Source organism: Bacillus weihaiensis (assembly GCF_001889165.1).
In the GTDB taxonomy this organism is placed as follows: Bacteria; Bacillota; Bacilli; order Bacillales; family Bacillaceae; genus Metabacillus; species Metabacillus weihaiensis.
Map to the genome: position 1 here is coordinate 1,843,901 of NZ_CP016020.1, position 20,141 is coordinate 1,864,041.

The 20,141-nt window shown below is 35.4% G+C and carries 19 protein-coding genes and 1 pseudogene; 16 read left to right on the forward strand and 4 right to left on the reverse strand.

The window, feature by feature from the left end; all coding sequences use genetic code 11:
* The first annotated feature begins 416 nt into the window (after positions 1–416).
* The 7 genes and pseudogenes from A9C19_RS08895 to fabF all read left to right on the forward strand — a co-directional run bounded on the left by A9C19_RS08895 (position 417) and on the right by fabF (position 8,976).
* Positions 417–1,202 (forward strand): DUF4397 domain-containing protein, encoded by a 786-nt coding sequence (locus A9C19_RS08895; RefSeq protein ID WP_072579615.1) that lies wholly within the window; start codon positions 417–419, stop codon positions 1,200–1,202.
* Between the two features lie 194 nt (positions 1,203–1,396).
* Positions 1,397–1,800, forward strand: a pseudogene (locus A9C19_RS21145) (transposase); the annotation flags it as partial.
* A gap of 849 nt (positions 1,801–2,649) precedes the next feature.
* On the forward strand, positions 2,650–3,357 hold the full coding sequence (locus tag A9C19_RS08900) for a response regulator transcription factor (protein ID WP_072579616.1): 708 nt from the start codon (positions 2,650–2,652) through the stop codon (positions 3,355–3,357).
* Positions 3,354–4,808 carry a HAMP domain-containing sensor histidine kinase gene (locus tag A9C19_RS08905; RefSeq protein WP_072579617.1) on the forward strand — a complete coding sequence of 485 codons (1,455 nt, stop codon included), beginning with the start codon at positions 3,354–3,356 and terminating at the stop codon, positions 4,806–4,808. The genes A9C19_RS08900 and A9C19_RS08905 overlap by 4 nt, the downstream gene beginning before the upstream one ends.
* Before the next feature lie 7 nt (positions 4,809–4,815).
* Positions 4,816–5,883, forward strand: a complete 1,068-nt coding sequence (locus A9C19_RS08910; protein WP_072579618.1) for a LolA family protein — start codon at positions 4,816–4,818, stop codon at positions 5,881–5,883.
* An 11-nt stretch (positions 5,884–5,894) separates the two neighbouring features.
* Complete coding sequence (locus A9C19_RS08915; RefSeq protein ID WP_072579619.1) at positions 5,895–7,601, forward strand: M56 family metallopeptidase; 1,707 nt, start codon at positions 5,895–5,897, stop codon at positions 7,599–7,601.
* 136 nt (positions 7,602–7,737) lie between these two features.
* Positions 7,738–8,976, forward strand: coding sequence for a beta-ketoacyl-ACP synthase II (gene fabF / locus A9C19_RS08920; protein ID WP_072579620.1), 1,239 nt, complete (start codon positions 7,738–7,740; stop codon positions 8,974–8,976).
* A 228-nt stretch (positions 8,977–9,204) separates the two neighbouring features.
* On the opposite strand, the gene A9C19_RS08925 is transcribed toward fabF, so the two are convergent.
* Positions 9,205–9,624 (reverse strand): VOC family protein, encoded by a 420-nt coding sequence (locus tag A9C19_RS08925; RefSeq protein ID WP_072579621.1) that lies wholly within the window; start codon positions 9,622–9,624, stop codon positions 9,205–9,207.
* Positions 9,625–9,632: 8 nt separating this feature from the next.
* Positions 9,633–9,941 (reverse strand): hypothetical protein, encoded by a 309-nt coding sequence (locus A9C19_RS08930; protein WP_072579622.1) that lies wholly within the window; start codon positions 9,939–9,941, stop codon positions 9,633–9,635.
* Positions 9,942–10,136: 195 nt separating this feature from the next.
* On the opposite strand from A9C19_RS08930, the gene A9C19_RS08935 reads away from it, so the two are divergent.
* Positions 10,137–11,234 (forward strand): PRK06851 family protein, encoded by a 1,098-nt coding sequence (locus A9C19_RS08935; protein WP_072579623.1) that lies wholly within the window; start codon positions 10,137–10,139, stop codon positions 11,232–11,234.
* 461 nt (positions 11,235–11,695) lie between these two features.
* Positions 11,696–12,052, forward strand: coding sequence for a hypothetical protein (locus A9C19_RS08940; RefSeq protein WP_072579624.1), 357 nt, complete (start codon positions 11,696–11,698; stop codon positions 12,050–12,052).
* A gap of 133 nt (positions 12,053–12,185) precedes the next feature.
* On the opposite strand, the gene A9C19_RS08945 is transcribed toward A9C19_RS08940, so the two are convergent.
* On the reverse strand, positions 12,186–12,860 hold the full coding sequence (locus A9C19_RS08945) for an SIMPL domain-containing protein (protein ID WP_072579625.1): 675 nt from the start codon (positions 12,858–12,860) through the stop codon (positions 12,186–12,188).
* A 164-nt stretch (positions 12,861–13,024) separates the two neighbouring features.
* Between A9C19_RS08945 and A9C19_RS08950 the strand changes: the two genes are divergently transcribed.
* Complete coding sequence (locus A9C19_RS08950; RefSeq protein WP_072579626.1) at positions 13,025–13,297, forward strand: DUF1292 domain-containing protein; 273 nt, start codon at positions 13,025–13,027, stop codon at positions 13,295–13,297.
* Between the two features lie 117 nt (positions 13,298–13,414).
* On the opposite strand, the gene A9C19_RS08955 is transcribed toward A9C19_RS08950, so the two are convergent.
* Positions 13,415–14,305 carry an MBL fold metallo-hydrolase gene (locus A9C19_RS08955; protein ID WP_072579627.1) on the reverse strand — a complete coding sequence of 297 codons (891 nt, stop codon included), beginning with the start codon at positions 14,303–14,305 and terminating at the stop codon, positions 13,415–13,417.
* Between the two features lie 182 nt (positions 14,306–14,487).
* On the opposite strand from A9C19_RS08955, the gene A9C19_RS08960 reads away from it, so the two are divergent.
* The 6 genes from A9C19_RS08960 to A9C19_RS08985 all read left to right on the forward strand — a co-directional run bounded on the left by A9C19_RS08960 (position 14,488) and on the right by A9C19_RS08985 (position 20,111).
* A complete protein-coding gene (locus A9C19_RS08960; protein ID WP_072579628.1) occupies positions 14,488–15,399 on the forward strand; it encodes a DMT family transporter in 912 nt (303 codons plus the stop codon).
* A 48-nt stretch (positions 15,400–15,447) separates the two neighbouring features.
* Positions 15,448–16,014, forward strand: coding sequence for a cysteine dioxygenase (locus A9C19_RS08965; protein ID WP_072579629.1), 567 nt, complete (start codon positions 15,448–15,450; stop codon positions 16,012–16,014).
* 318 nt (positions 16,015–16,332) lie between these two features.
* Positions 16,333–17,088, forward strand: coding sequence for an exodeoxyribonuclease III (locus A9C19_RS08970; RefSeq protein WP_072579630.1), 756 nt, complete (start codon positions 16,333–16,335; stop codon positions 17,086–17,088).
* A 157-nt stretch (positions 17,089–17,245) separates the two neighbouring features.
* Positions 17,246–17,833, forward strand: a complete 588-nt coding sequence (locus A9C19_RS08975; protein WP_083584329.1) for a hypothetical protein — start codon at positions 17,246–17,248, stop codon at positions 17,831–17,833.
* Positions 17,834–17,944: 111 nt separating this feature from the next.
* Positions 17,945–18,991, forward strand: coding sequence for a class I SAM-dependent methyltransferase (locus A9C19_RS08980; RefSeq protein WP_072579631.1), 1,047 nt, complete (start codon positions 17,945–17,947; stop codon positions 18,989–18,991).
* Positions 18,992–19,196: 205 nt separating this feature from the next.
* Positions 19,197–20,111, forward strand: coding sequence for an AEC family transporter (locus A9C19_RS08985; protein ID WP_072579632.1), 915 nt, complete (start codon positions 19,197–19,199; stop codon positions 20,109–20,111).
* Positions 20,112–20,141 lie beyond the last annotated feature (30 nt).

A 20,141-nucleotide genomic window follows, 5' to 3' on the forward strand; every position in this document is an offset into this window, starting at 1 on the left:
ATACGAGTAAATGGGGGCTTCTTTATGTTGCCTATATTTTGTAAACTGAAAGCAATAAAATGAAAGAGCGACTCAAATGGTCGTTAATTAACAACCTTTTTTAGTCACCCTCTTTTTATTATGCTTAGCGTAATTTAATAGGTATAGGTTGTTCAAAAGCGCTTAGACATCTAGCTCACCGCCTAGCTCCTTCGAAGTTTTAAGCCATTTTAGTATTGAAGGAAAAGAATTCCTTCTATCTTAAATCGTCTTATTGCACGAGACTTACCAAGTGGCTTCTTAACTCGCTTATGATCGATGCCAATATGTATTGAACTTCAAATTAAATTGCAACCGAGAGTGAGAAAAGAAGTTGGAAACAAAATGGGCATTTAACATATTGTATGGTGTTAAATAATTTTTTAGGGGTGGATACTATGCATAATCAACATGAAACTTCATTAGTATTGGAAGCTGCAAAATATGACATGCTCGCTAACTTCTACAAATATTCAAATCCTTCTTTATCAATGATGTACGTTCAAAAACATCTGATGTGTGTTAGTCAACTTGCTGCGGTGGAGATACAAGGTTATCAAGTGAATCAGAATATGATGTATCCGATGTATCAGCGTACAGCACAATCAACTGCTTTTGTAAGAGTATTACATGCATCTCCTGACGCACCTGCAGTAGATGTTTATGTGAATGGTCAAAAGGCAGTTGCAAATTTAACCTTTAAAGAGACAACTGAATATCTTCAATTACCTCCTGGTCAGTATTTAGTAGAGGTATATCCTGCAGGTGAGATGACTACCCCAGTTCTTAGTGAAAGAGTTGCATTAACCAGAAACACTTATTATACGGCGGCTGCTACAGGAGTACTTTCTACTTTAATGTTAGATGTATATGTTGATAAACCTTATGTAAGTCCTAATCAAAGTAAGGTGAGAGTGATTCATTTATCTCCAGATGCACCGAATGTAGACATTGCTGTTAAAGGTGGAGATGTCATTTTTAAGAACGTTCCGTTTAGAAAAGCAACAGAGTACTTAACTTTATCACCTATGACAGTTGATTTAGAGGTGAGGGTAGCTGGCACAAATAACGTAGTATTAACGATCCCTCAAGTGGAGCTTGAAGCTGGTAAAACATATACAGGTGTAGCGGTAGGTCTTGCAAATGGCATGCCAGCATTAGAGGCTATTTTTTTAATGCCTTAACTAAGCGGCGGATATAAAGTGGTTAGGACATATTTCAGCCAATGGTAAACCCGAACTATTAGATTATTTTCGTTAGAACTTCCCTAATAATTCGGGTCTTTACTTTTATCTTTAAATGTTTGTACTTGAGTCAATTTTATAAATCTCAGTCGAATGGTCACAAGTCTTTCACAATATAAAAAAAGGAGTACCTCCCCAAACCCATTGGGTTCGATAAACACTTCGATCCGGCTTATGTTCGAGAAGATTCTTATCGATATGATAGTTACGATTAGAAGCATGAAACGTTAAAGTACACACGACCATAAGAATACCGTAGAATCCTTTAGCTAAGGATTCTCTCTGTCAAAAGGTTTTATAAAGTGAAAATCACTACTGATTTACGCCGTTATACTCCCCCAGCTCGATACTCTCAAAATGGAAAGAGATGTATAAGCAGAGAACGGCCGTTGAACGAGTTATTGCCTATTTAATAGAGTAATTCGAATTGAACCAGGTTCGTTATCGAACAGGAAAGCGAGAGAACGTACATTTTGATTTGGTTCATCTTGTGTATAATGCATCAAAATTGGCTGCAGATCGTATTAATGCCATGTGAAATCAGCAACAATCTGTTTAGGATTTATAAATCTGAGCTCTTTTCAAAGAGATGGTTGCCTTTAAATAGATTCTTTGAACGTAAACTGAGTGGGACAGGTGAGACCCCACAGGCGCGTTTACGCCGTGGAGGCTTACCGCCCGCCCCGCTAAAAAGCGAGCAACTGGAGCGGAATTCAACCAGATCGGACACTTGATAAATAGCCACAAGTTTACGAAATTAGCAAAATTTAAAAGGTATCTAACATTCCGTGGGTCTGTGTTTATTTAAAATAAAAAATTATTAAATTGATTCACTTATGTTTTAAAACAAAACTTTCAGTAAATTTGTTCTATATTATCCTAACATATCCTTTAAATCATGATAAAATAAGAGAGTTGTGTCATAAGGACTAGGGGGTAAATGAAATGGATGCAATGGCTAAAAGATACATAGAATTATATGTTTATTTTTCTGAAGATTTAGGTAGATTTCTTACAGAGTCAGAGCAAGATTTTTTAAAGTGGCTCGTTATTAAAGAATGAAAAATTGATAGCATGGAAAAAAGGTTAACGATCTAAAGTTAACCTTTTTTCCATGTTATAACAAATTAGTATTATTTAATTAGCAGAATTAATTATAGGTTGTACATCTTAATTGTTGAATTTCAAGACAGGCATTCGTTTATGCAATCGCTCCTGGAGCCGCCAAGGGCCTATGCTCTTAAGTGGTCCCATGCCCTCGACTTCAATCAACAAAGAGAAAAAATAAATAGTAAACAGTAGCACAGCCAAATTATAAAGAGATTATAAAGAAAAAAAAAGATCGGTTCCTTAACGTTATAATGGTCGTTGAAAGAGAGATGATATCATGAATAAAGGGTCTATTTTATTAGTAGAAGATGATAAAGAAATTGCAAGGATTATTTGTGATTATCTAAGACATGAAGGCTATCATGTTACTTGGTCATCAACTGGTAAAGAAGGGTGGGAAGATTATAAACAAGGAATTTATCAATTGGCTTTGGTTGATATTATGCTTCCAGAACTAGATGGTTTATCCCTATGTAAGAAGATCCGTTTAGAAAGTGATCTTCCGCTTCTACTCATTAGTGCGAAGCATGAGGATGAAACAAAGGTTATTGGCTTAGAGCTCGGTGCAGATGATTATATAACAAAGCCTTTTAGTTTAGAAGAATTGGCTGCCCGGATTGCCTCTCACCTGAGAAGATATCGAAGGTACATGGGGAAGGAAGAACAGACAACGGTGAAAACGTATACGGATGGACTGAAAATTGATTTTAGTAAAAAAGTTACATATATAAAAGATCAGGTTGTACATTTAACAAATAAAGAATGGGAAGTTCTTTTTTTACTAGCAAATAATCCTTTTGAAACCTTTTCTAAAGCATCTATTTATGAACATATTTGGCAACAAGAGGAAGTGGAAGGAAACAACACGGTTACCGTTCACATCAAAAGCTTGCGCATGAAATTAAATGATGTTAGTAGAGAAGCTAGTTTTATTCAGACTGTTTGGGGAGAAGGCTACAGGTTTATTGGTGAGGAGCCTTTATGAAATTAAAGACCTGGTTAATGATAAGTTATCTTACCATAATGCTTTTACCAGTCGTTTTTCTTTTTCTTTTGTATATCAGTATTAATAAATACGATGAACAACAAGATCTTACTGAATATGTGAGCATTTATAACCAAGTAGAAGGGGTAAGTGACACATTAGAAAATGGAGATCTCTATACATTATCCTCAAAAGAGCATTATCGAGAGGTTAAGAGATTAGCATCTGATCAAGTTAACTTATCGCTCTATCGATATGATGGGATCGCGCTTTTTTCTACGAAAGAACCTCCTACAAGTCAGAAGTATTTTCGAGTAAATGTTGAACAGCTATATCAGAATTTAAATGAGTTTCAAAAACGACATTCATCCTACCTTATAAAAAAACCAGTATTTAAAGAAGGGGAAATGGTTGGAATTTATGAGGTAACGGTTCAGCGTAAAAAATGGGTTGAAGAAGTTCATAATCGAACCATTCTTTTTATTGCTTGTGCAATCATCTTTTTTATTGTGTTATATACACTCGTTCTTTATTTTCTCCACCACCGATTAAATAAGCCCTTGAAGAGATTACAAGAGGAAATGACTAATTTTGCGAATGGCATAAATACGGAGAATCAAATAAAGTTTCGTCGTGATGAAATAGGAATTTTATCGTCACATTTTGAAAAGATGAAAACTCAAATTGAACAGTCTCGTAAAGCTCTAGAGGAAGAACAAAAAGAAAAACAATTTATTGTTGCAGCACTTACTCATGATTTGAAAACCCCGCTAACTGTTATCCAAGCTTACTCAGAGGCTCTAGAACGGAATGATATGGTAGATGAAAATCGCCAAGAATACAAAAATATTTTAACTGAAAAGTTAAAACTAATGAAACAAATGCTAAATGATTTGTCCATTTATACATCGTTACAATCACCTCAGAATTCGTTGGAGCTAGTTTCTGTCGAAGGACAAGAGTTTTTTGACATGGTTTTTTCCGGTTACGATGAGCAATGTGTTAATAAAAACCTTAACTTAACGGTTCAGCAACATATATCTGGGGTTTATCAAGTTGACGTAAAACAAATAACGAGAGTAATAGATAACCTGATGATCAATGCGATCCGTCATACAAAACAGGGGCAAAGAGTTTGGTTAGCGGCAATTAGTTCGGAATCATCTCTACCTAATTGGGTTTTCCACCCTTTTAAAGAGAAGATTGAGTTATGGAGGATGAAGGGAACTGTTATCCTTATACAAAATGAAGGAAGCTATATTCCAAAACAAGATGTGAAAAGGGTATTTGAGCCATTTACTCAAGTAGATGGTGCTAGAGGATTAGGTGGAAGTAGTGGGTTAGGATTGAGTATTTCAAAAATATTAATGGAAAAACATCAAGGCAAGATAGGGCTGTGGTCAGAAGAGAACTACGGTACTCTAGTAGCCTGCTGGATAAAGGAAGGATGATCTCATGATGAGGTTTAGAAAATGTTGGCTTAGTATCTGTTTAATTTTAAATGTTGGCTTCATTTCAGGATGTTCAGACGAAGTGTCTGCTTCATCTGAGGAAATAATGATGAATGCTCTAGAATCTAGTAAGGAAGTGAAGGAATATTATGGCGAAGCAACGCTGAATATCTCTATGGATTCCGAAGAGTCAGCAAACATAACGATGGAAGAATATGTAGATAAAACAGGTAAACGGAAAATTATTACAAGGGATGAACAAGAAAATACTACTTATACGTTAAATAATGGGGAAGAAGTAATAACATACGATGAAAAAATGAAGCAAGCATTTTCGATCAATATACAACAAGACGAACTACCATCATCCATGAGTCCTAAAGATCAAGTAACGACACTCTTAAACGGATTAAGCGAAACCCATTCTATAGAAGTAGTAGGAGAAGAGGAACTAATTGGGAGAGAAACGTTTCATCTAAAAGCTTCTCCAAAAAAAGATGATTCACTATTAGGTATAATGGAATTTTGGGTTGATAAAAAAAGCTGGTTTACTTTAAAAAGCATCTCTTATTCTGGTAATTCTCGCTCTGAAATAATCTATGACAAGATTAACTTTGATCCTAGTTTTTCGAAAGATACCTTCACTTTAGATATTCCTAAGGATATTGAAGTAGAGGTGCTAGATGTGGGTAATCAATCTCAAACCTCTTCACTTGAAGAAGCAGAAAAAGCGCTCGGAAAGAAAATCCTTTTATTTACTGGTGAGTCTACCACATTAGAATCCATAGAGATTGAAAAAATAGGGGGAGAACTAAATCGTACAGAAGTCTATATGACATACTTTGAAGATTCCATACCGGCTTTTAGTGTTTCGGTTTTTGAGACACCGAATGGCGAAGGTATGTCCTTACATTCGTCAAAATGGAAGGTGCGGGGGCATATTACTGAGTATGACGAATTGATACGCACCTTAAGTTGGGACGAGAATGGACTACGTTATGTTGTGATGATTCAAAATCCAGATCTATCTGTTGATGATGTGGTCCAAAAAACTGAAACAATGAAGATTCAATAAGGGGTGACAAGATGATCCCTAGCTTACAAGAGTCATTCCTATATATAGTTGCTGGTTGTATCATCCAAGTAATAGGTAGAATGCTAAGCCATTTTCATAGAAAGATAGGAATCGTCCTTGAAATTTTTATTGCTTTAGTTGCTGTAGGAGTTGTTTTTTATCTTCATTCATTCGTTGATGGCTTTATTTATCTTGCTCTACTTTCTACGAGTTATTTCGCCTTTCAGATGTTAACGATTGAACAAAAGAAATACAAGGAAGTAAAGGGAAAATTACTAACCATTTCAACGGAAAAAATTATTCTTACTCGTCACAGTAAAAGAATCGTAGCTGACGTAGGAATATCATTGTTCATTTTAAGTGCTGGGCTGATATTTCTATATGTTGGCCCTAATGAAAGTCCTTTGAAATACTTCATTTTAATCAGCTTAGTTTCTGCAGGTAGTGAAATTTACAAGAGAATCTATACGTTCTATGATTTACAGGTGTTTATTGATAGAGAAAATGATAGGTTATACTTTCTATCAAGGTATCAAACCCGAGAAGTAGACCTACATGATTGTGAGTTCTCTCAAATAGAATCATCAGCAGATTTATTAAAGCTTCACCCTTATTTGACGTTATTTACCACAAATACAGACTTTACGACGAGTTTTACTTCTACTCTTAGGTTGAGTTTACCAGGAGAGACAATTTATTTTACAGTAGAGAATATTCAAAAATGGAGTGTGTTTTTTAAGCAGTACGATCCTGCAAATAGGAAAGAAACAATTGAGGTTCTCCCGTTTTATCATGTGAAAAACATCAAAAGATTGCTAAGTAAGCTTTATTTTGCAGCAACGATAAAAGGTGTATCAGCTTATTCCGGAGTGATACTTTTATTATACCTTTTACATGCACCTCCTTGGGTTTATATCTTGTGTGTAGGAGGTTATTGGGGAATAAACCTATGGATATCCGATAAAGTTTTAAAGGTTGCAATGGATGCCAAAGAAATCGAAGATCAAGAACTTCAAATCCTCGCAAGTACTATATTTAAAAAGGCGAAGATTAAAAATGTAAAACTATATGAAACAGAATCAGCACAATACAATGGACTAGCTACAGGGATGAATATAGGGAGAGCGATGATTACGTTAACATCTTCAACTTTAACATTACCAAAACAAGCTATAGAGGGAATTCTCGCACATGAAGCGATTCATGTTCAAAAAAGAGATGTACTCTGGATGCAAATTTGGAAGTCTATCTATGTAGGATTTGTTATTCTCATGGTCCTTCTTATACAAAATTATGTTGATGATATTGACACAGTTAAAGTCCCGGTCTTTATAGGAATCTGGCTAATGATGATTCTTTTTCCGCTTTCACAATCGTTTGTCTCTCAATGGATGGAAGTGAGAGCAGACCATAAAGCAAGTGAATTGCTCCCCCAAAAGCAGGAGCAAATGGCAAAAAGCTTAATTCTTTTAGCTGAAAAACATGATTACGCTATGAATAAAGCGACTTCTTATAGCATGGTTGAATCCGAAAAAACAAAACAAATTTCTTCATTAGAGCGAGACAGCTGGATTTGGAGATTTATTGAATTTCAATTTATGGCACATCCACCTATGTATTGGCGAATAAGAACGTTAAAAGAAATTCAAGATGGGTGGGGACGGAGAATATGGATGAAATGGCTGATCGATCGATTTAAAGAATCCGTAACAAAATAAAGAATTGGGAACAACTGAAGAACAAGCTCTCTTCCTTTTCATTTTTAATAAATTAAGATAAGATATAGGTATAAGATATTAGAACCAAGTCCTAATTATAATTATAAGTAAAATCATGTAAAGAGGAGAGCTAAATATGAAAAAACGTGTCGTTATTACAGGCATCGGAGCCATTACACCATTAGGGAATACAGTTCAAGCATCATGGGAAAAGGTGAAAAACGGAATTTCTGGAATTTCTCTAATGGAAAGAGTAAATGCAGATCAATTTCAAGTAAAGGTGGCAGCTGAAGTAAAGAACTTTGATCCTGCGGAATATATGGATCATAAAGAAATAAAGAGGATGGCAAGGTTCACCCATTTAGCGGTTGCAGCTAGTAAAATGGCAATTGAAGATGCAGGAGTTACTGTTGGAGACAATGTAGAACCTGATCGTGTTGGAGTATGGATTGGGTCAGGTATTGGGGGGCTAGATGAATTTGAAGAACAGCACAAAAAGTTTCTAGACAAAGGACCAAGGCGTGTTAGTCCGTTTATCATTCCTATGTTTATTCCAGATATGGCGTCTGGTCGAGTTTCAATTGAGCTTGGAGCAAAAGGGATCAATAATTGTTCTGTGACGGCCTGTGCATCTGGAGCAAATTCAATTGGAGATTCCTTTCGAGTTATTCAAAATGGGGATGCGGATATGATCGTAACAGGAGGTACGGAGGCTGCGATTACAGATATGACAGTAGCGGGTTTTGCGAATATGACGGCACTTACGACAAATCCAGATCCAAAAACAGCAAGTCGACCGTTTGACAAGAACCGAAATGGTTTTGTAATCGGAGAAGGAGCCGGGATTCTTATATTAGAAGAATTAGAGCATGCAAAAGCTAGAGGAGCTAAAATATATGGAGAGCTAGTTGGCTATGGTGCTACAGGTGACGCGTACCACATTACAACACCTGCACCTCAGGGTGAAGGTGGACAACGAGCAATGAAAATGGCCCTAAAGGATGCACAGTTACAGCCATCTGAAATTCATTATATCAATGCTCACGGAACGAGTACTTTCTATAATGACCTATACGAAACAATGGCAATTAAAGAAGTTTTTGGTGACCATGCCTACCAATTAGCCGTTAGCTCTACTAAATCAATGACAGGACACACGCTAGGGGCAGCCGGTGCAATTGAAGCAATCTTTTCTCTATTAGCAATAAAGGAAGGAATGCTACCTCCAACCATAAACTATGAAACACCTGATGATGAACTAGATTTAGACTATGTTCCAAACAAAGCTCGAGAAGCAAATATTTCGACTGTATTATCAAATTCTCTTGGCTTTGGTGGACATAATGCAACGTTAATTTTTAAGAAGTTTTCATAGTATATATGTTCATAGTATATATGTACAAAGAACGTGAAAAATCCTTTGCTTTGTTTTGGTGTCTAGCTACTGTAGGCTGACTTTTTTTAAAAAAGTCAAATGTTCTAGCCTTTTCGAATGATAAGCCAATTTAGAAGGGAGGCAAAGTATGCCACCTTTGTTAGATTGGCTTATTTACCCAAGGAAGATCTATGTGTGCCTTTGTGCTTTTGTTCCAACCCCTCCTGCTTAATCGAGCTCAGGATAATCACAATACTCAATAATAGTTCCTTCTGAATCTGCTGGATTCACATAGATTAGTCTTCTTCCATGCTTGTTCTGCCTAAGTGTATCCTTTAAAACGCGCACTCCTTGTTGTTCTAATTCATTAATTGCTTCGTCTAAGTTGTCAACACGATAGGCGATATGATGCACGCCTTTTCCTTTTTGCTTAATAAATCGTGCAATAGGAGAGGTTGTGTTATTTGTAGGGGATAAAAGCTCAATACGATCACCGTTCAAATCAATGACAGCAATTTCACTTTCTACCCCAGGAGCATGACTACTGTATCGGTCAAGTAACGTTCCATTCATAATAGTTACGTAAAAATTGATACTACTATCTAAATCTCTAACCGCTATACCTATGTGGTCTAATTTTTTCTTCATTCTTAACCCTACCGATCACTTTTCTTCATTTTTAGGATTTCTTCTGTTATTACGAATGCAAGATCTTCGTTCCCATATAAAGATAATACACTCATTAATGTGTCATTTGCTATTTCACCGGCCTCTTCCTTTGGTACAGTAAGGTCAACCATTTGCTTTAAAGCAGCATTTTCCTCTTGGCTAGGGTAAGCCTTTTGGTATATTTCAATTGGATTAAGATCATGATTAACGCACCATTGTGCAAAAATTAAAATCATCATATTCTCATCTTTTTGATAATTTTCAATTATTTTTTTTTCAACTTCTTTTGAATTCATGAATTCATTCTCCTTTAAGACTAATCAATAGATTCTATTATAACGAAAGTACAGACACTGGACCAACAGTTTTTAAGAAAATAAGACGTATCAGCTCTACTAGAAGTCACCATCTGCTAATAAAAGAGGATTAGGCATTCACCCTTGTTAGATTATCTACATAAAGTAAGAGTAAAGCATGAAAGGGTGATGTTTATGAGTAAAGTTCGTCATTATTATGCTGGAGGAAACACGGCAAAAGGTTTTTTTAGCTTTTACGATTCAGTCCTACAAGATCTTGATAGATTATTTATTTTAAAAGGGGGACCTGGTACAGGAAAATCCTCTATAATGAAGAATATTGGGGCAATAATGGAAAAAAAGGGATTTGACATTGAGTATCTACATTGTGCCTCCGACACGCAATCCATTGATGGAGTCATTTTACCTAATGAGAAAATTGGGATTGTCGATGGAACCGCACCACATGTCATTGAACCTAAAGCACCTGGTGTAATAGAAGAGTATGTAAATCTCGGTGATGCTTGGGATTCTAAAAAATTAATGAAAGATAAGAATGAAATACTTACTTTAAATGATCGTATTCAAATTAAATTTTCTGCAGCATATGAAACATTTGCAGAGTCTTTACGCGCACATGATGATATCGAAGATGTTTATATCGAAAATATGGACTTTAAGAAAGCAAATCAACTAACAGATCAGCTCATTACAGCTTTTTATGGTGATGAGAAACTAAAAAAAGAATCAAAAGTAAAACATCGTTTTCTTGGTGCAGCAACACCTGATGGAGCAAGAGATTTTATACCAAATTTAACAGAGGATGTCAAGAAACGTTATTTTATTAAGGGGAGAGCAGGTTCAGGAAAATCAACCATGCTTAAAAAAATTGTTGCAGCAGGTGAGGCTAGAGGCTTTGATGTAGAAGTTTATCACTGTGGATTTGATCCGAATAGTCTTGATATGGTCATTCTACGAGAAAAAGGAATTGCCATCTTTGATAGTACGGCTCCTCATGAATATTTTCCAGATCGAGAGTCTGATGAGATTGTTGATATGTATGACTTATGTATTACACCTGGAACAGATGAGAAGTATGCAGAAGAAATAAAAAGAACGACAAAAGCTTATAAAGATAAAATGAAGGAAGCAATTGCGTATTTATCGGAGGCAAAGCAGCTTAGAGATAAGCTAGAAGCTTATTATGTGGAAGCAATGGATTTTTCAAAAGTAGAGGCAATGCAAGAACAAATTCTTTATCAAATGGATGCTTATATCAATCGAAACGTATAATGCGTCAGAGGGTGACTCTAAAGGTTGTTCAATAACCACCTATAGAGCACTCTTTCTTTTTATTGCTCTATGCATTTTTTACAGGTATGTGCAATGCAATGAAGCCCTTATTCAATCTTATTTTTGGGGCCACACATAAAAAATGGCTCTGTTTGTAGAGTGTTGCAGGTAATTATTTTAAATAGATAGTGGAATGTTGCGGATTTTTCGTTTAACTGAATGAAAAAGATAAATGTATGAAAAAAGGCTAGCCCAAGGTCAAAAATTATAGGCTGGTAAAATAGCTACAAATCCTTAGGGAGGGACTCTCTTTTCTCGTCCTGAAAGCCTTGAGGCTTTAAGTATTCCATTTATGAAATTCATTCACTTAGCAACAAGTTTAAGTAGAGAATGAAATAAAAAACTGTACGAATGAAACCTTATCCAAATTACATCGTCAATATGTAATGAGGGGGGATATCTTGAATAAGCTGTTTTCTATATTAATATTTGTTTTATTAGCCATTATTTTGAGTGGCTGTAAGTTATCTCATTCTAATGATGATGTTCCAATCGAAATGGTTGCGTACAGTAGTCTTACTGATAAAGAAACAGATTTAATTCAGGTTAGTCCTAAAGATTCAGACGTTGAGAAACTACCCGTTAACAAGAAGATCAGACCTTTTATTGATAAGGACTATAACAAAAAGGAGGTTTATTCAGTTATTTTTCATCATACTGAAACAGAATCTTCGGGGAAACTGACTGTTTTCATTGATATAGATAGGAAAACAGTTGTTGGAAAAGGTTACACCGATAACTGGACAAAGAATTTATAAGGATAGAGGCTGGGACAAATCAAAGAGGCAGGCACTGTCCTAGCCTCTTTTATTAATGGCTAACATGTTCATAGCTAAATAAAGAGTCTTTAAAAAGGAATATCCTACACCATCTCTAAAAAAATGATGAAAATTATTGACCATAATAATAAAGAACATCTAGTGTTGCTTCTATCTTTATATCCCTTTCCTGAATAGGGGGAGCTGTTTCCATTGATGAGTAGTGAATTGGCGAGCTTTTAGCAGTATGTGGGCTTGAATTTTCTGTGATTTTAATAGGGATAGGCAAAAGGCTGACACCAAGAGAATGTGTGATTGTTTGAGCTTTTAATGTGGCTTGATTTAAGGCCAATATAAGTGCTTGTTGGTAAGATTTTTCCTTCATTTTGTCCGATAGATCATAGCGTATATTATCAACGATGTTGGCACCTACTGAAATAGCGGCCTGATAGATTTCACCTGTTTGTGATAAATCTGTTACAGTGATCTCCAGTATATGTTGAACTTTATAACCTTTAAATATTTGCTCACCATCAACATATTGATAAATAGGTTGGATGGTAAATGTTAATGTTTGAATTTGTTCTTGGTTTACTCCTACTTCATCTAATGCTTGTAGGACTTTATTCATTTTCATCGTGTTTTGAGTTTGTGCATTTTGGACATTCTCTGACTCAGTTATAACTCCTAACGTAATTATCGCGATATCAGGTTTCACTGAAATACTCCCTACACCTTCAACCTCTAGTTTATGATGACCTGGTTGAGGTTGATTTCGTAGCAAATTAGGATGTGAAAAGTAAACCATTTCTTATCCTCCTTTTATTATTGATCTACTTTTAAGATGAACTGCAGGACAACGATTCATAAAAAAGAATCATGCTTATGCTTTGAGTGGATGAAACGGTTGGTAAATTGGTAAAATAAGATAGGTAATGGTACTATATGTACGTAGGAAGGGAGTTTTTATACATGGAAAACATTGAAGTTGGAGAAGTTTTTACGATTGCAGATGATCAAGGCGAGGAAAATGAAGTTGAAGTGTTAGCAGCTATTGAATTAGAAGGTAAGAATTATGTAGCTGTTGGTTTTGTTGAAGATATTCAAGATGACTCAGAAGAAGATATCGATGTTTTCTTTTTAACAATTGATCAAGAAGGTGACTTTTCACCTATTGAAAGTGATGAGGAATTCGAAAAAGTATCAGTGGCTTTTGAGGAATTAATGGACGAAGAAGATGAGTAAGAGGGCATTAGCCCTCTTTTTTAAATGAAACGAAAAAATCGTCTGAGGATAAGCACATCGATACCCTTCGCCAGCCATCTATTTTTTTCGATGAATATAATAGGGACATATTTATTTTTAGTTCACTACAAAGCTTTTAATTTCATTATCTTGAACTGTATAGCCAAGCCTCTTCAAGTGCTTTCGAATACCACATCGTTCCCATGTATAGAGAAGCATATTGTCTAACGTTCGTGGAGGATAAAAAATACCAATCTTTGTTAGCTCTTCAAATGTTAGTCCATTCTTAATAGATTGTTTTATTTTTTCATCTCTTGTTTCAATTATCGATAAAAATTGAGTCATTGCTTCTTTAAACTCTTTGTTTGAGTATATTCCTTTTTGGTGGCCAGTAATATAGGTGTCCGCTTCAATGGTCAGAAGTCTTTTTCCTGATGATATAAATTCATCAATATCCCCATCAGTACCGTTATACCAAGGACCAAAGGTTGTCATGTCATAGTCTCCAGTATAGACAACACCAAGGTCAGGGAAATACGGGCAAGAGAACCCTTTTGTATGACCGGGAGTATGTAGAAATACAACATTTACTCCATCGAAACAATAGGTTTTTTCATATTCATAGCTTTTGTCGATGATTGAAAGACTCTCAATCCATTCATTCGGAATGGTTTTTACCCATTTCTCTACACCTACAGATCCCCATTCCTGGTAAATTCCATTTTGCTCAGCTACTTTCTCTATGGAAGATACAGTTTCCATTTCAATTGGATTTATCCATTTCTCTGCCTGTGGAAATAAATAATTATGACATGTATGATCTGGATGATAGTGTGTGTTCACCACATAATGAATGCCTTTTTCTTTCTGAATGGTTTTTAACAACGTAGGTTCTGCACCTGTGTCAATTAACACTTTTTCAGAAGAATCTATATATAAGCTTCTTGAAAAAGGAACTTTGCTTTTGTTGGGTCCTTCGAGAATCATTAGTGGTCCAATTTTTTTCAAGATTCCACCTCCGTGTATAATGAATGAATACTCATTCATTATATCTTACCTGTCACGTATATTCAATTGATGAAAGTGAGGAATTGTAAAAAGAGAAAAGAACTTTTTCGCATGAATGAGAGGGACAAGCATACGTTAACTAATAGAATATGGTTAGAAAGGAATCGAGGATGAACTTTCCTATGAAAAAATCAGCAGCCTCACTTTATGCTTTACTATCCATCACTTTTTGGGGTGTTTCATTTGTATCAACAAAGGCCGTTTTAGATAAACTAGATCCCTATACATTACTAGTAATTAGGTTCGGTATTGGCTCTGCGTTTTTATTTGTCCTCTTAGTGATCTTACGAGAGAAGATAAAAATCGGCCTATCCTATCTGCCACATCTTATTATTTTAGGCATCCTAGGAGTATTTATTCATCAAGTGATTCAGGCTACTGCCTTACTCACGATTGATGCTTCAGCGGCAGGATGGATGATTTCGTTCTCACCTGTTTTCACCGTTATTTTATCAATGATTTTCCTGAATGAAAAGTTGAGTCTAACAAAAGTAATCGGAATGATTCTTGCCATCTTTGGTGTGTTTTTAATTACGACAGTAGGTGCAGATCAAGACCTTAAGGGTAGTTTACATATCGGGTATTTTTTGATGATATTAAGTACGTTAAATTGGGCTGTGTATTCGGTTTTATTAAAAAAATTACGTATTCCGTTTTCACCTCTTGTGATTACTTTTTATATGAGTTTTCTGGGCTTTTTACTAACTTTACCTTTTCTCCTTCGTAATCGAGGTTGGGAGGCAATAAGTACGTTAGATCGAACAGAGTGGGGGCATTTATTTTTTTTAGGTATATTTGTATCAGGTGTCGCATATTGGTACTGGGCTAAGGCACTGTCTGTTTTAGAAGCTTCTCAAGTTTCGGTTTTTTTATATTTAGAGCCATTAGCAACCTTGCTAGCTGCCATCTTTTTTTTACAAGAAAAAATAATGCTCATAAGTGTGATAGGCGGGATCATAATTATAATTGGAGTTATCTTTGTCAATGGGCAAGTTAAGAGAATTCCCCCTTTTTTTACGGACAAAAGGAAATGAAGGTCGGTCACCAGTCATCTCAGGGTACTAGCATGGAGGTTGATTTTGATGAATGTAACGGAGAGAATTTCAATTGTTCTTAGTCAATTGAAAGATTACGGAAAAGACACACTTTTAAAAACAATAACAGACTTAGATATAAGTAGTAATGAGTTAAATTTTTCTATAGAGGAGAAAGGGAAGAAGAGACCATACGAACGAAAGCTGTTATATAAAGATGAAAATGTAGAATTATTGGTAATGAATTGGTCCGATTTGGAGTGTGCTCCACATGATCATGGTCAATCTTTTGGATGGATTAAAGTGCTTGAAGGAAAAGTTAAAAATACCGTTTACGAGGTAAAAGAAGATTTTCTACCAACAGAACTATTCGAGGAGCAGCAAGATGTAGGTAGCACATTTTATGCTCCGATAGAGGGGGTTCATAAAATGTCGGGATCCTCCAAAGAACAAAAATTAGTTACTCTTCACTTATATTCTCCTCCCATTACAGGAATGAAAGTATATGATTTAGAGAAATGTGCTGCATGTGTTGTATCAGATGACTGTGGCGCATGGTGGCCTGAGGAACAAGTCCAAAAAGTAAAAGAGATAAAAATGAAAAAAGCGGAGTAAGCACATTTTTTTCCACACAGATTGTACAGGTGAACGAAACGAAATGTTTTGTATTAAGTTACTAAGGGGGAAGGCAGAACGTCTTCATATCTTTGGTAGCTTTTTTATTTGTTAGCGTTTCATGGTATAGATTGATTGTGAATAAATGCCTATCATCCAGCATCGTCACTATGCTTGTGGATGGTGACAATGATGACCTGAGCCTTTGTACAATTTAAGACTAATACATGTACAATGGATCAAATCTATTTCACTTTATGGACAAATTAGTTATGATAGAAATCTAGCAAAAAAGGTGATAGGGGTAGTTGATAGACGATGAGATTTGTATCTTGGAATGTTAATGGAATAAGAGCGTGTGTGAAAAAAGGATTTTTAGATTACTTTCATAAAGTCGATGCAGACATATTTTGTATACAAGAATCTAAGCTTCAAGAAGGTCAAATACAGTTAGAGCTTGAAGGCTATGAGCAGTATTGGAATTATGCCGAAAGAAAAGGATATTCAGGGACAGCCATTTTTACTAAAATAAAGCCTCTTTCCGTTTCGTACGGAGTTGGGGATTTGGACACGGAAGCAGAGGGAAGAATTATCACGCTTGAATTTGAGTCGTTTTATTTTATTACGATGTATACTCCTAATTCTAAACGTGACTTAGCTAGGCTTGATGAAAGGCTAGAATGGGAAGATGCTATTCGTACTTATCTCCTTCAATTAGAACAAGTAAAGCCGGTTATTTTATGCGGAGATTTAAATGTTGCCCATCAAGAAATCGATTTAAAAAATCCAAAATCTAATCGAGGTAATTCAGGATTTACAGTTGAAGAACGAGAAAAAATGACCAAGCTGTTAGATGCAGGCTTTGTTGATAGTTTTCGATATAAATATCCAGAGAAAACCGATGCATTTACATGGTGGTCTTATATGAGTAAAGTACGAGAAAGAAATATTGGATGGAGAATTGATTATTTCATAGTCTCGTCATCGTTAGCAGATAAAATAGGTGATGCACAAATCCATTCAGAGGTGCTAGGAAGTGATCACTGTCCAATCCTGCTCGAACTAGAACAATAATTTTTATTTTTGTCCTTAATTAGGTATAGTAGGACTAGAACAATGAATGTACTATAAAATATTGTTGGCAACAGGTAGTTTCTTTTATGTTTGGATGAAGCTACCTGTACGAGCAGCCTTGCATTAAAAAATGATCTAATGAAACGGAGGTCTAACCTTGTTAAAAGATAAAATGAACGAAGTATTTGTTCCATTAATGAAGGAGCAAAAGGTAAGAGAACTTGGAAAGAACGAAGCAGCCTATGTAAAAGAACTTGAAATTTCTATTGATCATGTCCAAATTGTTGAAGACATTTCTTCTCGATTTCAAGAGGCTTATCTCGAACGAAGTCATAAGGAAACAGATGAGACAATTGCAATTGAAAGGGCCACTTTTTTGAAAGAAAAAATTCAGTACTTCAAAAATAATATGTCAGAATTCCTATACATAGAGTCAAAATGGTTTGAGGTTCTTGGCATAGAGTCAATTTCTTTAGAAGTAGATGATGTTTTCGGTACATATGAGATAATGGGTGGCCTGTTCCTAAAGAAGAAACAAGGTGATAAGATGAGAGAATTTCTTAATGCCCATCTACTCGATCTAGATAAAAAATACAATCTCATGTTTAATGATAAAGATGGGTTATGGGACCTCAACCTTACGTTGGATGCAGTTAAGGATTTTAGTGATGAGCATTCCATAGGAGAGGTTTTATCAACCGTCTATCAATTAGTATTTAATTTGGTTGAATTTGTCGAGAAATAAACAAGGGAAAGATGGGTCTTCTTAGAAACGATCCATCTATTTTTTGTTATAATGAAAAGAAAAAGTGTAAGCGTTTGCAAGGTAATCCCCCTAAAAGGAGGCAGTTTGCATATGGGTACTGAGAAACGACTAGGTGAAGAAGAAGGAGTAAGCAATCATCAATTCCATACTACACGCTTAACCCCTAGCTATCGTATTGACTTGAGAAATCCTACTAATGAATATGTAGACCAATTTTTTAATGCGAATCAGGTGTCAGATTGGTCGAATTTATCATGGAAGGAAATAGGAAAACCTTATGAAGTAAAATCATTAGCTAGCTCAAAAAAAGAATGGGAAAAGAAGCATGGAGAAATGTCTGTAAAAACATCTTGGGAGTTCTTTAATCGCTCGTTTCATAACTGGTTTGTTAAGGATATACCTGCTGAATTGAAGAATTCGAAAAAACAACTACTATCATATTTTTCAAGATTTCAACTTCGTGAGGTAAAACATGCATTAGGGGAGACTGCTAGACTATCTCTTTGGAATTATGCTCACCGTATAGAAGACGGAGTTTGGGATCCAAGAGGAAAAAGGGCTCTTTTTGAAGGGTTAGATGTTAAAAAGCCTAGGATTCTCTTTTTAGGAGCAGCGGAAGGGTATGAAGCTATGCAACTATATGCGATGTATCCAGAAGGTGAAGTTGTTATGGTAGATTACGATGAATTTTGTCACACAGATCGATTTGGTCATTTTCCTACCACTTATCCGTTCTTAGGCATTGATCCGGCAACAAATCACCATAAGGTATGGTACAAAGATCAAATGAATATCCATTACATGGTTGAAGATATTCGTAATCTACCTTTTGGTAAGGAGTTTGATATTGTCTTAAGTGTTGGATTGTTAGAGCATTTTCCTGATGAATATAAAGAGGCAGTGATGGATTGGCATCGGAAATTCTTAAAGCCTGGTGGATATGTTATTATGACCACACCAAGACTGCAGCTAAAATCTCGACTGTTTTATAAAATTATGGCAGATGTGATGAATCATACGTATCGTGAATTAATGGATATTCGACAAATGGGGCTATATGTGTATGAAGGAGGCTTTAATATAAAAAGACATGGATATATTAAAGTACACAATGGAATCGTTGCTCAGCCAAGATAATGAGGAAAGACGAGCTAAAAAAATTCGTTTATTTACCATATTGAAATAACTAAATGAGCTGTGAAGAGGAAGCCAATCCAAGTTTAGTTTCTCTTCACTCTTTAGTTTCATTAAAACTCTCTAAATCAAAATGACAAATAAAATAGTGTATAATGAAATTAGACAGATATAGCAAATGAAATACTTAAATAGAGGTGTTAATATTTTGGAGAGTTTTAACCTACAATTCCTCTATTGCATCATGATTATTGCAATAGGATATGGTTTGAAAAGAAGCAATCTCATTAAAGAAAAAGATGGTGAAGGTTTATCTCGACTACTATTTAATCTAACACTTCCTTGTTTATTAATCGTGACTTTCAACGGAATAACTATACAATCATCCCTTATTGTCCTTATCATTGCAGGCTTTGTATATGGTCTTATTATAGCCTCAGTTGGATTCCTCTTTTTTAGAAAATCTCCTAGGAAAATAAAAGGAATGGTAAGAATGATGCTGCCTGGTTTAAATATAGGCTTATTCGCTTATCCGTTAGTTGAAGTAATCTTTGGTCATGAGGGGATCACCTATTTTGCCATGTTTGATGTAGGGAATGCATTTATTATTTTTGGGTTAAGCTATTTTATTGCTAGCTTTTATTCAGAAGTGGAAGAGGTAAAGCTAGAGGCCAAAACAATTTTAGTAAAGATGTCAAAGTCGGTTCCCTTGATGACGTACCTACTAGTTCTCATACTAAGTATCATAGGAATAAGGTTGCCTCAGCCTATCATTGATGTTTCAGAAATTATTTCAAAAGCTAATATGCCATTGTCTCTTTTATTATTAGGGATTTTTCTTACGTTTACATTTGAAAAGAAGAATTTAAAGTTGATGGGTCATTATTTAATCGTTCGGTATGCGGTAGCATTAGCCTTTGGGCTTGCTTGTTATTTACTCTTGCCGTTTAATGAAATGGTGAGATTAACAATCGTATTAGGTGTATTACTACCAGCGTCGGTCTCTGTGTTAACCTATTCAGTAGAATTTAAGTATGATAAGAGATTTGTAGGCACGTTGTCTAATCTAACAATGGTCATCAGTTTTCTTTTATTATGGGGTGCGGCGAATTTCCTGCTTTAATACGTAAGTTGTGGTAATTATCTCTTTTTC